The organism is Arthrobacter sp. 2RAF22 (genome assembly GCF_052115325.1).
In the GTDB taxonomy this organism is placed as follows: Bacteria; Actinomycetota; Actinomycetes; order Actinomycetales; family Micrococcaceae; genus Arthrobacter.
Map to the genome: position 1 here is coordinate 103300 of NZ_JBFRGL010000011.1, position 12618 is coordinate 115917.

A 12618-nucleotide genomic window follows, 5' to 3' on the forward strand; every position below is an offset into this window, starting at 1 on the left:
CACCCATGACCATCACCGAGAATGAAGCCGTAAGCGACGTCGCCAAGCTGGAGCGCCTCAAGGTCCTCAACAACGGAGAGAAAGTCTCCCTGACGTTCTCCGACACAGAGTTTGAACGACGCCTCGCGGGTCTTCGCCGGATCATGGCCGAGAAGGATCTGGACGCCGTTGTCCTGACCAGCTACCACTCCATCAAGTACTACTCCGACTTCCTGTTCACCTACTTCGGCCGTTCCTACGCCATGGTGGTCACGGCCGACGACACCGTCACCGTTACCGCCAACATCGACGCCGGAATGCCGTGGCGCCGCAGCTACGGGGACAACCTTGTCTACACGGACTGGCGCCGGGACAACTACATCTTCGGTATCCAGGAAGTGCTGCGAACCCGCGGGATCACCGTCCGCCGCCTGGGTGTCGAGGACGATTCCCTTCCCCTGGACAACCGCAACAAGATCCAGGCCGCCTTCTCCGGGGCGACGCTAGTGGACGTCGCCCAGGCCGCCATGCGCCAGCGCATGATCAAATCGGCCGAAGAGATCGAGGTCATCAAGCACGGCGCCCGGATCGGCGACCTCGGCGGCGAGGCCATTCGCAACGCCATCACGGCAGGAATCACCGAGTACGAGGTTGCCCTGATCGGCACCGAAGCCATGGTGCACGAGATCGCCCGGACGTTCCCGGACTCCGAGATCCGCGACACCTGGGTGTGGTTCCAGTCCGGCATCAACACGGACGGCGCCCACAACTGGGCCACCACCCGCAAGATCCAGGAACACGACATCCTGTCCCTGAACTGCTTCCCCATGACCTCGGGCTACTACACGGCCCTGGAGCGCACCCTGTTCTACGGCGAACCCGATGCCCGCTCCCTGGAACTGTGGAACATCAACGTGGAGGTCCACAAGCGTGGCCTCGAGCTCATCAAGCCCGGGGCGGTCTGCAAGGACATCGCTGCTGAGCTCAACGAGATCTATGTTTCGCACGGTCTTCTCGCCAACCGCACCTTCGGCTACGGACACTCCTTCGGGGTCCTCTCGCACTATTACGGCCGTGAAGCCGGACTGGAGCTGCGCGAGGACATCGACACGGTCCTGGAGCCCGGCATGGTGGTCTCCATGGAACCGATGATCACCGTCCTCGATGGCGAGCCGGGTGCAGGCGGGTACCGGGAGCACGACATCCTGGTGGTCGGTGAAGACGGTGCCGAGAACATCACCAAGTTCCCGTTCGGCCCGGAATACAACATCATCGGCGCCTAACCCCCACTTCCCGTGGACATGCCCAGCCTTGCGTCCGAGCAATGGACATATGACTCATATGCTCATTGCTCTCGGCCAAGGCTGGGCATGTCCCCATTAAAAGAGCCATATAGTGACCATCATGACCCCAGCAGAACCGCGTGCAGAACGGCGTGCAACCACCAGCGAAACCCCGGCCAACGGCGATTCCAAAGGCGCTTCGGTACTCGAGAATGCCATTGCCGTGCTCCGCAGCTTCACCGCCGAAGAACCCTTGCTGGGAGTCACCGAGATCGCCGGCAGGATCGGCTTGCACAAGAGCACCGTGTCCCGGATCCTGGCAACCTTCGAACAAGAACATCTGGTGGAGCGCGACCCCGAGTCCCGCCGCTTCCGGCTCGGCTTGGGGATGATCGCCCTTGCCGGCCCCCTCCTTGCCGAACTGGAAGAGCGCCGCGTGGCCTATCCCGTGCTGCGTGAGCTGAGCGAACGGACAGGCGAGACGAGCGCGCTCATGGTGTGGAACGGGAGCGAATCCATGTGCGTAGAGCAAATCGCCAGCCGCCACCAAGTCAAGCACCTCGCTCCGCTGGGTGCCCGCTACAACGAGGCGCTCAGCTCCTCGGTGCAGGTCTTCCTCGCCGCCGAAGACGCCGACCGTGTCCGCAAGCTCCTCCGCAGCGGCTCCATTACATTGCCCGGTCTCGACGAGGAAGCAATCGAGGCCTACCTTCTTCGGCTGCAGGAGTCCGTGACCCGGGGCTGGGCCTTCAATTTCGGCGAAACGTCCATCGAAGAAGTCGGCGTCGCATCGCCCGTCTTTGACCACCGCGGAGACATCGTTGCCTCCGTCCTGATCCCGGCGCCGAAGTTTCGGGTCTCGCAGGACACGCTCGCCAGCCTCGGCGAGGCATGCCAAGACGCAGCCCGCAAAGTCACCACGCGCCTGGGCGGCCGCGCCCCGCACTAACTCCCAAGTAGCTCGCATTTGTTGTCGTTACGAACCGCCATAACCAAGCAGTTAGCCCGCGACCACGGCGAGCGCTTCCTCGACGCTGTCCACCAGGAAGATCCGGCCCTCCATCACCTTCCCGGCAGCAAGGCTCTGCAACATGGGCCACGCGGGATACTTGTGCTCCCAATGATCGCGCCCTACGAGCACCATGGGCGTGACGGTTCCCGGGGCGCCGTAGAAGTTCTCGCACGCGTCCTGGAAGATTTCCTGCACGGTGCCGGCTGAGCCCGGAAGGAACACGATCCCGCCGTTGCATAGCTCCAGCAGGATCGCTTCGCGCACGGAGTTGGCGAAGTACTTGGCGATGTGGGTGGCGAAGAGGTTGGGCGGCTCGTGTCCGTAGAACCAGGTGGGGATGCCCAGCGACGTCCTTCCGCTCGGATGGTGCCCGACGACGGCGGCCGCCGCCCGCGCCCACGCCGTCACCGAGGGACGGAAACCCGGCACCGCCGCGAGCGACTGCAGCGCGGAGGCGAAATCGGCGTCGGGCAGTCCGCTCAAGTAGGCGCCCAAATTGGCGGCTTCCATGGCACCGGGCCCTCCCCCGGTGGCTACCGTGAAGCCGGACAAGGCCAAGAGCCGGCCCAGGCGCGCCGCGTCGTCGAAGTCCTGTGTTCCGCGTTGCGCGACGTGGCCGCCCACGACTCCCACGATCTTGTTCCCCGCGAAATCCCCGTTGCCCAGGAGCTCGTCCAAGGCGTCCCCGATAGCGTGGTCGTGCAGGGCTGCGGCGAGGGTGGCGTCCAGGCTGGTCCGTTGCCCCGGCATGATGCTCCAGTGGTAGACCTGGGCATCCAAGGTGGCTTCGTATTCCGTGGAGTCAATGTCCTCGTACAGTTCGGCGGCGCTGTAGAGGCTGCCCCGGTACGGGTTGAACGGCACCCCGCGCAGCTTCGGAAAGATGAGTGCGCCTCGGCTCCGCAGGGAGTCCTCGACGCCGTCGTCGAAAGTACAGCCCAGGAAGATGGCGCCTTGGGGATCCAGCCGCTGCAGGTCCGCCCGCCGGCCCCGTAAGTCAAGCGACTGGGCGTGCCAACCGTGCATCGTTGCGGCACCGGAGCTCAGGAGCCGGTCGAAATGGGCCACGCTCTCAATGTCGAGCGTGCGGGGACTGGGAGTCAGTGCGCGCGACGGATTCATGGCATCAGCGTAAGCCCGCGGTTCCCGTTGCGCAGGAGTCTCCCGTCCAGTGCATCATGGAGCATGCAGACTTCCGAACAGCAGAGCAGCGTCCGGCCCCGGATCGGCATTCCCGTCCGCCTCAGCAGCTCCGAAAGCACGGATCCCCGCGTGGGAGAGGCGAATGAACTCTTCGACTTCATCGTCGAACTGGTGCGCGACTCCGGTGCGGAGCCTGTACTCCTGGACGCCTCCTTTACCGACGAAGCCGGTCCGCTGGCCGCCGAGCTTCGCTCCCTCAACGGGGTCCTGCTGCCCGGCGGCGGAGACCTGGATCCGCGGCTCTACGGTGAAGAAGCGACTGACGCCTGCTACGACGTCAACCCTGACCAGGATCGCTTGGACTTGGCGGTGGCCCGTGGATCGCTCGACGCCGGTTTGCCCACCCTCGGAATCTGCCGCGGCCACCAGCTCCTCAACGTGGTCTACGGCGGGACGCTCATCCAGGACATGCGCCCCTCATCGGTCGAGCACAACGGCCTCAGCCCGGCGGAAGGCGAGCTCAGCGCCTGGGCGTGGCACGACGTCGAACTTTCACCGGAATCCAAAGTGGCTGGACTCTACAACGCACGGGGCTCGGTGCGGATTGCTTCGGGACATCACCAAGCCGTGGCCCGGATAGGCGATGGCTTGGTGGTGACGGCGGTCGCGGAGGACGGGACCGTGGAAGCCCTCGAGGATCCGCAGCGCTGGGTGGCATCCGTGCAATGGCATCCCGAGGCCTCGCAGCTGCCCGACGAGGAACGGCTCGCCCCGTTCAAGGCGTTCGTGGAGGTCTGCAGGACGCTGCGTCCGGTGGGGTGATGGAGCGGGACGCCCCCGCTCGCCGGAAACAATTTCCCGCGCCCGTGAACCTGACCGCTCCGGAATTCGTCTCATCAATGTGGCAAGCACTTTCGCGCCACCGGACACGAGAAGCGGGGAACCAAACATGAGGAGCAACCCCAAGGCCATGATGGTCATCGTTGGAGCGGCTGCCCTGATTGCCGTGAGCGGTTGCGGGGCGTCCGGAACCGGCTACCAGGGCGCATCGTCGAGCCCACCTTCCGCCGCGTCGTCGACTGCTCCGCCGTCCGGGACCTCGCAATCGCTCACTATCACCATCAAGGACTTCGGTTATCAAGGACCTGTCTCGGTCAGCCCGGGCGCCAAAATCACCGTGAAGAACGAGGACACGCAGGCCCACACGGTCACCTCGGACGACGGAAAGGCGTTCGACGCCGCCGTCGACGGCGCAGGCGGAACGGTCCAGTTCACGGCGCCCACCACACCGGGCAGCTACCCCTACCACTGCGCGTACCACTCCAACATGCACGGAACGCTGGTCGTGAAATGAGCACAGCAAAATGAGCACCCGTGAAGCGGCCCGCCGCAAGCCGATGAGCCGCAGGCCGAGGGACATCCTGCTGCGGCTGCTTGTGGCGGCGGCCCTGGTCGTCGACGCCGTGGTGCACTTCGATCTCGCCTCCGGCTACCAGTTGGGTGCCCCTGGCGGAATCGGTGAAGGCAATCTGTTCCGCCTTGAGGGCGCGGTCGCAATCCTCGTCGCCCTGTATGTCCTGGTCCGCGGCAGTCGGCCTGCCTACGCCGCCGCGGTGGTCGTCGCTGGAAGCGCCTTCATTGCGGTCCTCCTCTACCGCTATGTCGACATACCTGCCATCGGTCCGCTCCCGTCCATGTACGAGCCCGTATGGTTTTTCGAGAAGACCCTCAGCGCAGTCGCCGAGGGACTGGGCGCCGTGCTTGCCGCCGTCGGCTACGTCCGTCAACGCAGCAGCGCCAGACGCTCGTCCTGATGTCTGGACATGTCCCAAACAAGACCCCTGAAACGGCGCAATAGACGCGCCTCCAGCACCCTTGACCCGCGCAATGCTCCTGCTATCATCAGTAAAGCAGTATGTCCTATCAAGCGAACATGAACGGACATGCTTGCAACTTCCGGGACGGTCCTGGAATGCGAGGGAGCATGCAATGGCGAATCAACTTGGCCTCACTATCGACCGTTCTTCCCCTGTGCCCTTGTACCACCAGGTGGTCCAGGGCATCGAGGCCGCCATCCACAGCGGAGTGCTCGAGCCCGGAAGCCGTTTGGACAACGAGATAGACCTCGCCGCACAGCTCAACCTGTCCCGGCCCACCATGCGCAAGGCCATGGACGAGCTCGTCCGCTCGGGCCTGTTGGTCCGCAAGCGCGGCGTCGGCACACAGGTGGTGTCGAGCCAGGTCCGCCGGCCCCTGGAGCTCTCCAGCCTCTACGACGACCTGACCAACAACGGCAAGAAGCCCACGACGCAGGTCCTGAGCTTCTCGCACATGGAGGCCGACGCTGCGACGCTGACTGCCCTCCAGCTTCCGGCCGGTTCAAAGGTGTACCACTTCACGCGCTTGCGCAAAGTGGGCGGCAAGCCCCTGGCGCTCATGGAGAACTGGGTCCGCGACGACATCGCCACCATGGACGAGGCCATGCTCGCGGAAGAAGGCCTCTACGCCATCCTCCGCCGCGGCGGCGTCAATTTCCGGCTCGCTTCGCAGCGGATCGGCGCCATGATCGCCAATGACTACCAGGCACCGCTCTTGGAGGCGGAAGTCGGCTCGGCATTGGTCACCATGGAACGGACCGCCGTCGACGACACCGGACGCATGGTGGAAACCGGCCACCACGTGTACCGGGCCGATTCCTACAGCTTTGAAATGACACTCGTACAGCGCTAACGCAAGGACACAACTTCATGGCCAACTGGGTCTATCCACTGGGAACCGCCAACGACGGCGATTGGGACATCTCGCTCGGAACCTCCGATTCCGCGTTGACTGTGGACGGGTGGGCCCACACCGGGCTCAAGGTGGCCACGCTCGCCGCGGGCGCCGCCGTCGAACTCCCCGCCGCAGCTGAGGAGCGGATCATTGTGCCGCTCAACGGCGCCTTCACGGTGACGGTCGACGACGTCGAGTATCCCCTCGCGGGGCGGGCGTCGGTATTCCATGGCCCCAGCGATGTCCTGTATTCCGGCACGAACGCCGCGGTCACCATCAGTTCGCCCGACGGTGGCCGAGTCGCCGTCGCGACTGCCCCCGCCAATGCGTCGTACCCCACCAGGCTCGTGACCGCGGCCGAAACCCCTGTGGAGCTGCGCGGAGCAGGCAACTGCTCCCGCCAGGTCCACAACTTCGGCACTCCCGCCGCCCTTGAGGCCGACCGTTTCATCGTCTGCGAAGTGCTGACGCCCGCAGGCAACTGGTCCTCCTATCCTCCGCACAAGCATGACGAGGAAAAGGACGGCGAAACGGAGCTTGAGGAAATCTACTACTTCGAGACCCGCGTGGCTCAAGGGTCGGGTGCACCCGCCGACGCCGATGCAATCGGCTATCAGCGTGTCTACGCCTCAGATGAACGGCCGATCGATGTGGCCGCGGAGGTTCGCACGGGCGACGTCGTTCTTGTTCCCTACGGCTGGCACGGCCCCGCCATGGCCGCTCCCGGCTACGACTTGTACTACCTGAACGTCATGGCCGGCCCGGGACCTGTGCGGGAATGGCTCATCAGCGACGACCCCCACCACGGGTGGGTGCGGCAGAGCTGGGACGGACAGGACATCGACCCCCGCCTGCCGTTCGGCGCCTAAGGAGCGGCACACCCAATCCCCACCGCCACCCTCGCCTCGCAAGTCCCCGCCGGCTCCCAACCTTCGCAAGCTCAGGCTGGGGCCCTCGCCGGCGGGGCCCCACGGCCAGGGAACCCTGGCGGCGTGGGCCCAAGCAGTTGTTGTCGTTCTGGGCCGTCAAAACGACAACAACTGCGAGCTAGTTGGGACCTGTAATCGCCTAACTCGCCTTCGCCCCCACTAGCGCCACTCTGACGGGAACTCCGCTTGCCAGCGACTCCTGCGCGGCATCCGCCACACGGGAAGCTGCGACGGCGTCCTCGGGGGTGCACGGGTTTTCCCGTTGGCCCAGGACCAGTTCAACGAAGGCCGCCATTTCCGAGCGGTAGGCCTGGTCGAAGCGTTCGGCGAAGGTCTTGTGGGGTTCTCCGGACGGGAAGGCGATCCCGGCCTCGGCTGATTCCATGGCTGTCTTGTCGTCCAGGCCAACCATGACGGAACGCTTGGAGCCTTGGATTTCGAGGCGAACGTCATGCCCTGCACCGTTGTAGCGGGTTGCCGAGACTGTGCCGACCGTCCCGTCGTCGAAGGTGATCAGAGCTAAGGCGGTGTCCACATCGCCCACTTCTCCGATGGCGGGATCGCCGTTGTTGGAACCCTTGGCATAGACCTCTACGATCTCGCGGCCGGTCAGCCAGCGCAGGATGTCGAAGTCGTGGACCGAGCAATCGCGGAACAACCCGCCGGACGTTGCCAGGAACTCCACGGGCGGCGGTGCCATGTCGCAGGTCACGGCGCGCAGTGAGTGGATCCAGCCGAGCTCCCCCGCTTGGTACGCACGCCTGGCTTCAAGGTAGCCGGCATCGAAGCGACGCTGGTGGCCGATCTGCACCACGCCATCGTTGGCACGGATATGTTCCAGGACAGGCAGCGAATCGGCCACATTCATGGCTACAGGCTTCTCGCAGAACACCGGGATACCGGCGTCCACCCCAGCTCGGATTAGTTCCGGGTGCGTACCCGTGCCGGTTGCGATCACCAGCCCATCCACGCCGGAGGCGATCAACGCCTCCACCGAGGGCAGGAACTCGGCGCCGAGACCAGCTGCGACTCGACGGGCATGGTCTTCAGCCACGTCCGTGAGCCGCAACTCCACGTTGATGCCTTGTCCATTCAATTCCCCGTTGAGGGCCGCGATGTTGCTGGCATGCATGACGCCGATCCGCCCTACTCCAACCAGCCCGAGAACGACGTCCTTCATAGTGCTACCTCCGTTGAAAAAGCTGAGCTGTTGCGGGATTCCGCGGCCTCAACCGTGAACGCCCGCCGGAATGCCTCGAGCGCCTCCATGTCGTCTCCGCTGGCCCAGGCCTCCATGCCGACGGTGCCTTCGTAGCCCGCGGCGACGAGCGCCCGAGCCACAGCCAGGTAATTGATTTCGCCGGTGCCGGGTTCACAGCGGCCGGGGACGTCCGCCACCTGGATCTCGCCGATGTGCGGCAAGGCGGTACGCACCAGTTCAATGAGGTTCCCCTCCCCCAATTGAGCGTGGTACAGGTCCAGCATCATCTTCACGTTGGGATGTCCGGCCGCCTCCACGAGCGCCAAAGTGTCCTTGGCCCGTGCGAGCGGAATTCCGGGGTGGTCCAGCACGGTGTTGAGGTTTTCGAGGCAAAACGTCAGTCCGTGCTTTTCCCCGAGCGCGCCAAGGCGTTCAAGGGTCCGGGCACCCGTGATCCACATACTGCCGTTGGCCCGGTAGGCGGGACGGGCTGCTTTGCCGTCGATCAGCTCCGCCGAGTGCACCACCATGCGGCTGACGCCGAGTTCCAAAGCGGTCGGAACCAGCGTCTCGGCCGTCCTCACCACATCATCGGCGGTGTCCGCGTCAACCAGGCTGCCGGAGGTGTAGCCGGTCATGGAGGAAAAGACCGCACCGCTCGCCTTGAGTGCGGCAATGTCCTTGCTCCTCGAATCCCAGAGTTCGACGTCGAATCCGGCCTCATGGATCCGACGTACCCGCTCGGCGAACGGCAGTTCCGTGAAGACCATTTCGGCGCAGACAGCCAGCCGCATCAGACACCGGCCTTGCTGTTGCTCGAAACTGCAGGTACCGCCACCGGTCCGCCTTGCTGGACCGATTCGATGCAGGCCAGCGCCACCGCGAGGGCGCGCCGCGCATCCGCGGCTCCCGGGGTGAGGGTGAAAGCGCCCGACGGCGGTTGCGTGCCATCGCGGCGCGCGCGGACTGCCGCCGCGAAGTCCACGAGCTCAGCGGTGTAGGCTTCGCGGAACAGTTCCACGTTGAGCCTCGGAGTCTCAGCGGAGAGGCCCTCTGCCGTGTACCTCAGGGCAGCCGTTTCAGTGGGCCGTCCGGCCTGCACCATGCCCTTGGAGCCGAAGACTTCGCCCCTGACGTCATAGCCGTACAGCGCACTGAAGTTGGCTTCCGCCACCGCCAGGGCGCCATTGCTGTAGCGGATGGTGACCACGGCGGTGTCCAGGAATCCCTGGTCACGAAGGCTCGGCTCAACCAGTGCGTCCGCGACGGCGTAGACCTCCACCGGTTCGGCGCCTTCGTTGAACCAGTTCAGAGTGTCGAAATCGTGGATGAGGGTTTCCAGGAAAATCGTCCAGGCCGGAATCCTGGCTGCATGTCCGATGCTCCCGGTACCCGGATCCCTTGTCAACGAGCGCAAGAGCTGCGGCTCCCCTACAATTCCTTCGGCCAGGTCCTTCTTCGCGGCTTGGAAGTCGGTGGCGTAACGGCGATTGAAGCCGATCTGGAAATGTACCCCGGCGGTTTCGACGGCGAGGAGGGCGGCGTCGAGCTCTTCGAGGCTCTGCGCGGCAGGCTTCTCGCAAAATACGTGCTTGCCGGCGGCCGCGGCCTGGGCGATCAGGGAAGCGTGAAAACGCGCGGGACTGGCGATGATGACGGCATCGATGTCAGGATCGGCCAGGATGTCCGCGGCGTCGGGGGTGACCTTCGCCGTACCAAGCTGGGAAGCCACGGACGCGGCGGAGTCCACGTTGGGATCGGCGACGGCGGCCAGGACCGCACCCGGAACCCTGCGAGCTATGCTTTCGCCGTGAAACGCTCCCATCCAGCCGGACCCTATGAGTCCAAGCCGCACAGGCGTGGGGAGACTGGAGGAGTGCTGTTCGATGTAGGCCATGGGCCCGTCCTTTCGATAGTCAGTACAACAATTGCTCAGGCGGCATTGCCTTCGCCCTGGAATTCAATGCCCACTTGGCGGCGGATTTCATCGGCAACATCCATCGTCCGGATGGAGGAGGCCAGGGGCCGTTGTTGGGTTTCCGTCTCACCCGCGGCGACGGCGCGGGCCACCGCTGCGGCTTCGAAGTGCAAGCCTTCCACATGCCCGCCCACAGCCTCGTTGTGGCGAAGCCGCGTGCCGTCCGGGAAACGGAGCTCGAAACCGCCGGGCATATTGAAGGGGCCGTCGATGGTCAATGTGGCCTCGGAGCCAACGATCGTCGCCGCGGTGGGGGTGAAATTATGCAAGTGCGTATTCATCACGGCCTGGCCCCCGCCCGTGAATTGCATGATGGCGGAGAGTTGGCCGTTGACACCCGATTCGTGGGGCTCGCCGAAAGCGCTCAAGCGTTCCGGGGCGCCGAGGACTTCGGTGATGAGGGCCAGAGGGTAGGTGCCGAGGTCCAGCAATGGCCCGCCAGCCAGAGCGGGATCGAAGATGCGGTGGCCTCGTTCAAAGTGCTCACCGTATTCCGCCAGGACCGTCGTTACGGTACCCAGCGTCCCGGCGTCGAGCACTTGCCGGATCACGTCGAACTTCGGAAGGAAGAAGCTCCACATAGCCTCGGCGGCGAAAACGCCGGCTGCCTTGGCCCGCGCGGCGATATCCCGTGCCTGCGCGGCATTCAGGCCGATCGGTTTCTCGACCAGGACGTGTTTGCCGGCCTCGATGGCCATCAAAGCAGCCGCATGGTGGAAGTTGTGCGGAGTGCACACGTACACAATGTCTATGTCCGGAGCCGCGGCCAGCTCTTCGTAGCTTCCATAGGCGGCGGGCACGCCGAAAGCATCCGCGAACGCCTTGGAGCGGTCCAGGGAGCGGGAGCCGACGGCGGCGATCACTTGCGTTGAGTGGGCCTGCACCGATTCCGCGAAGCGTTCGGCAATCCACCCCGGACCCATGATCCCCCAGCGCAACGCCGGAGCGTCGCACGAATCCGGCACCCTTGATACTGGCAGACCGGATGAAACCATCAGTAGATCACCTTTGTGTAGGCTCCGTCGCTGTGGAGCGAGCGGATCATCGCTTGTGCGAGCTGCGACGCGCGCAGGCCATCCTCACCCGTGGCGAGCGGCGCTGGCTCTCCCTTTTCGAGGGCGGAGATCCAGGCCTGAAGTTGCAGGCGGTACGCGTCGGCGAAACGTGGACGCCAGTCTGCGGGGATTTCGGAGCTGCGCTTCCCTTCCTGCCGGACATCGAGGGCGGCCGGTTCCGGGAGCGCGGCAGTGCCGAACTCCGAAACAACCTCGCACCGGGTGGTGTAACCGTACTGGGCGTTGAGGAAGAGTTCGAGCGTTGCCAGGGTGCCGTCGGCTGCGCGTAGGAGCATGAAGGCCGGGTCCCGCAGGTCACCGGTGCTGTACCGGGAGCTCCGCCCCGCTTGCCAGGACACCTCAGTGATAGGCGAATCCAACAGCCAGGGGATGATGTCCAGCTCGTGGATGGCCGAGTTGGTGATGGCGGATTCCGAGCTCGCGCCCGGTCCCGCGGATACGGTCCGGCTGGTGCAGTGGACCTGCAAAGGCTCGCCTTGCGTGCGTGCCCGGGTGGCTTCGCGCAAGGCGACATAGCCGGGATCGAAGCGCCTCATGAAGCCCATCGACAGCAGCCGGGCACCCGTTGCGGCCAAGAGGTCGGCTTCGGCTTCCACCGCTTCGCGGCCTTCCAGGAGCGTGGGAGCCAACGGCTTTTCGCACAATACCGGGGTCATCGCTTCGAAGCATTCCAGCACCAGTCCCGCATGGGTGGAGTCATGGGAAGCGACCACGACGGCGTCAACGTCGCTGGAGTTGATCAGCTCGGAGGGGTCGGTGGTGATGCGTGCGGATGGCGGCGCCGCAGCTGCCGCACGTCCGGCGTCGAGGTCTGCCACGAAGGTGACTTCGGCCCCGCTGATGGTGGTGGAGAGGTTCCTGATGTGGTCTGCGCCCATGACACCGGCGCCAATAACGCCAATCCGGATCGGCATGCTGTCTTCCCGTCTACTACTTCGTGCACATTCCCGCAGTGGCATGGCGAGCGGGGGCCCGTCCGGTTTTCCGGCGGACCCCCGTCTCCGTCCGCGCTGTCTCCCCGCGCGCTAAGCGTGCCGCGGGCTGCTTTCCCTTGAATTGTCAGCTGCGCCCGCGACGTCGGTCACTTCGGATACCCCGGCGACTTCGGCTTGGACTTCCTTGAGGGCTTGGGTGTGTCCGCCGAGTTGTTCGAGTTCGTGGGCGAGTTCGGCCAGTTCCGCGCCGCCGGCCATCTGGGCGGTGAGTTCGTCCAGGGTGATGTCCTTCTTGTCGTAGTAGCCGATG

General features: G+C 64.9%; 13 protein-coding genes and 1 pseudogene. 7 read left to right on the forward strand and 7 right to left on the reverse strand.

The annotated features are described in order from the left end of the window. The first annotated feature begins 5 nt into the window (after window positions 1–5). Both AB4068_RS10640 and AB4068_RS10645 read left to right on the forward strand, forming a co-directional pair. Window positions 6–1262: an aminopeptidase P family protein gene (locus AB4068_RS10640; RefSeq protein WP_441433353.1), complete on the forward strand. Its 1257-nt coding sequence runs from the start codon at window positions 6–8 to the stop codon at window positions 1260–1262. A 121-nt stretch (window positions 1263–1383) separates the two neighbouring features. Continuing rightward, window positions 1384–2211, forward strand: coding sequence for an IclR family transcriptional regulator (locus AB4068_RS10645; RefSeq protein WP_059388157.1), 828 nt, complete (start codon window positions 1384–1386; stop codon window positions 2209–2211). Window positions 2212–2262: 51 nt separating this feature from the next. On the opposite strand, the gene AB4068_RS10650 is transcribed toward AB4068_RS10645, so the two are convergent. After that, window positions 2263–3396 carry an LOG family protein gene (locus AB4068_RS10650; RefSeq protein ID WP_441433354.1) on the reverse strand — a complete coding sequence of 378 codons (1134 nt, stop codon included), beginning with the start codon at window positions 3394–3396 and terminating at the stop codon, window positions 2263–2265. 63 nt (window positions 3397–3459) lie between these two features. Here AB4068_RS10650 and AB4068_RS10655 point away from each other — a divergent pair, with 63 nt between their 5' ends. From AB4068_RS10655 to iolB, 5 genes are all read left to right on the forward strand, one after another. Then, complete coding sequence (locus AB4068_RS10655; protein WP_441433355.1) at window positions 3460–4239, forward strand: gamma-glutamyl-gamma-aminobutyrate hydrolase family protein; 780 nt, start codon at window positions 3460–3462, stop codon at window positions 4237–4239. A 127-nt stretch (window positions 4240–4366) separates the two neighbouring features. Continuing rightward, window positions 4367–4771, forward strand: a complete 405-nt coding sequence (locus AB4068_RS10660; RefSeq protein WP_216363150.1) for a cupredoxin domain-containing protein — start codon at window positions 4367–4369, stop codon at window positions 4769–4771. 10 nt (window positions 4772–4781) lie between these two features. Further along, on the forward strand, window positions 4782–5231 hold the full coding sequence (locus AB4068_RS10665) for a hypothetical protein (protein ID WP_306962110.1): 450 nt from the start codon (window positions 4782–4784) through the stop codon (window positions 5229–5231). A gap of 175 nt (window positions 5232–5406) precedes the next feature. Next, complete coding sequence (locus AB4068_RS10670; protein WP_059388160.1) at window positions 5407–6147, forward strand: GntR family transcriptional regulator; 741 nt, start codon at window positions 5407–5409, stop codon at window positions 6145–6147. A 17-nt stretch (window positions 6148–6164) separates the two neighbouring features. Beyond that, window positions 6165–7058, forward strand: a complete 894-nt coding sequence (iolB, locus tag AB4068_RS10675; RefSeq protein ID WP_307052800.1) for a 5-deoxy-glucuronate isomerase — start codon at window positions 6165–6167, stop codon at window positions 7056–7058. 199 nt (window positions 7059–7257) lie between these two features. Here the strand turns inward: iolB and AB4068_RS10680 are convergent, their stop codons facing one another. From AB4068_RS10680 to AB4068_RS10705, 6 genes and pseudogenes are all read right to left on the reverse strand, one after another. Then, window positions 7258–8298, reverse strand: a complete 1041-nt coding sequence (locus tag AB4068_RS10680; protein WP_059388162.1) for a Gfo/Idh/MocA family oxidoreductase — start codon at window positions 8296–8298, stop codon at window positions 7258–7260. Then, window positions 8295–9113 (reverse strand): TIM barrel protein, encoded by an 819-nt coding sequence (locus tag AB4068_RS10685; protein ID WP_441433356.1) that lies wholly within the window; start codon window positions 9111–9113, stop codon window positions 8295–8297. Before AB4068_RS10685 ends, AB4068_RS10680 begins: the two co-directional genes overlap by 4 nt. After that, entirely contained in the window at window positions 9113–10216 is a 1104-nt protein-coding gene (locus AB4068_RS10690; protein WP_284989662.1) for a Gfo/Idh/MocA family oxidoreductase, read from the reverse strand. The genes AB4068_RS10685 and AB4068_RS10690 overlap by 1 nt, the downstream gene beginning before the upstream one ends. Window positions 10217–10251: 35 nt before the next feature. Then, on the reverse strand, window positions 10252–11292 hold the full coding sequence (locus AB4068_RS10695) for a Gfo/Idh/MocA family protein (protein ID WP_441433357.1): 1041 nt from the start codon (window positions 11290–11292) through the stop codon (window positions 10252–10254). Continuing rightward, window positions 11292–12287 carry a Gfo/Idh/MocA family oxidoreductase gene (locus AB4068_RS10700; protein WP_441433358.1) on the reverse strand — a complete coding sequence of 332 codons (996 nt, stop codon included), beginning with the start codon at window positions 12285–12287 and terminating at the stop codon, window positions 11292–11294. Before AB4068_RS10700 ends, AB4068_RS10695 begins: the two co-directional genes overlap by 1 nt. A 111-nt stretch (window positions 12288–12398) precedes the next feature. Further along, window positions 12399–12618, reverse strand: a pseudogene (locus AB4068_RS10705) (hypothetical protein); the annotation flags it as partial.

What these genes read in the sequence shown, in the direction of transcription:
- AB4068_RS10685 (WP_441433356.1), bottom strand. Translation starts at nt 9,113, where the DNA reads ATGCGGCTGGCTGTCTGCGCCGAAATGGTCTTCACGGAACTGCCGTTC.
- AB4068_RS10660 (WP_216363150.1), top strand. Translation starts at nt 4,367, where the DNA reads ATGAGGAGCAACCCCAAGGCCATGATGGTCATCGTTGGAGCGGCTGCC.
- AB4068_RS10695 (WP_441433357.1), bottom strand. Translation starts at nt 11,292, where the DNA reads ATGGTTTCATCCGGTCTGCCAGTATCAAGGGTGCCGGATTCGTGCGAC.
- AB4068_RS10670 (WP_059388160.1), top strand. Translation starts at nt 5,407, where the DNA reads ATGGCGAATCAACTTGGCCTCACTATCGACCGTTCTTCCCCTGTGCCC.
- AB4068_RS10645 (WP_059388157.1), top strand. Translation starts at nt 1,384, where the DNA reads ATGACCCCAGCAGAACCGCGTGCAGAACGGCGTGCAACCACCAGCGAA.
- AB4068_RS10700 (WP_441433358.1), bottom strand. Translation starts at nt 12,287, where the DNA reads ATGCCGATCCGGATTGGCGTTATTGGCGCCGGTGTCATGGGCGCAGAC.
- AB4068_RS10640 (WP_441433353.1), top strand. Translation starts at nt 6, where the DNA reads ATGACCATCACCGAGAATGAAGCCGTAAGCGACGTCGCCAAGCTGGAG.
- iolB (WP_307052800.1), top strand. Translation starts at nt 6,165, where the DNA reads ATGGCCAACTGGGTCTATCCACTGGGAACCGCCAACGACGGCGATTGG.
- AB4068_RS10650 (WP_441433354.1), bottom strand. Translation starts at nt 3,396, where the DNA reads ATGAATCCGTCGCGCGCACTGACTCCCAGTCCCCGCACGCTCGACATT.
- AB4068_RS10655 (WP_441433355.1), top strand. Translation starts at nt 3,460, where the DNA reads ATGCAGACTTCCGAACAGCAGAGCAGCGTCCGGCCCCGGATCGGCATT.
- AB4068_RS10690 (WP_284989662.1), bottom strand. Translation starts at nt 10,216, where the DNA reads ATGGCCTACATCGAACAGCACTCCTCCAGTCTCCCCACGCCTGTGCGG.
- AB4068_RS10665 (WP_306962110.1), top strand. Translation starts at nt 4,782, where the DNA reads ATGAGCACCCGTGAAGCGGCCCGCCGCAAGCCGATGAGCCGCAGGCCG.
- AB4068_RS10680 (WP_059388162.1), bottom strand. Translation starts at nt 8,298, where the DNA reads ATGAAGGACGTCGTTCTCGGGCTGGTTGGAGTAGGGCGGATCGGCGTC.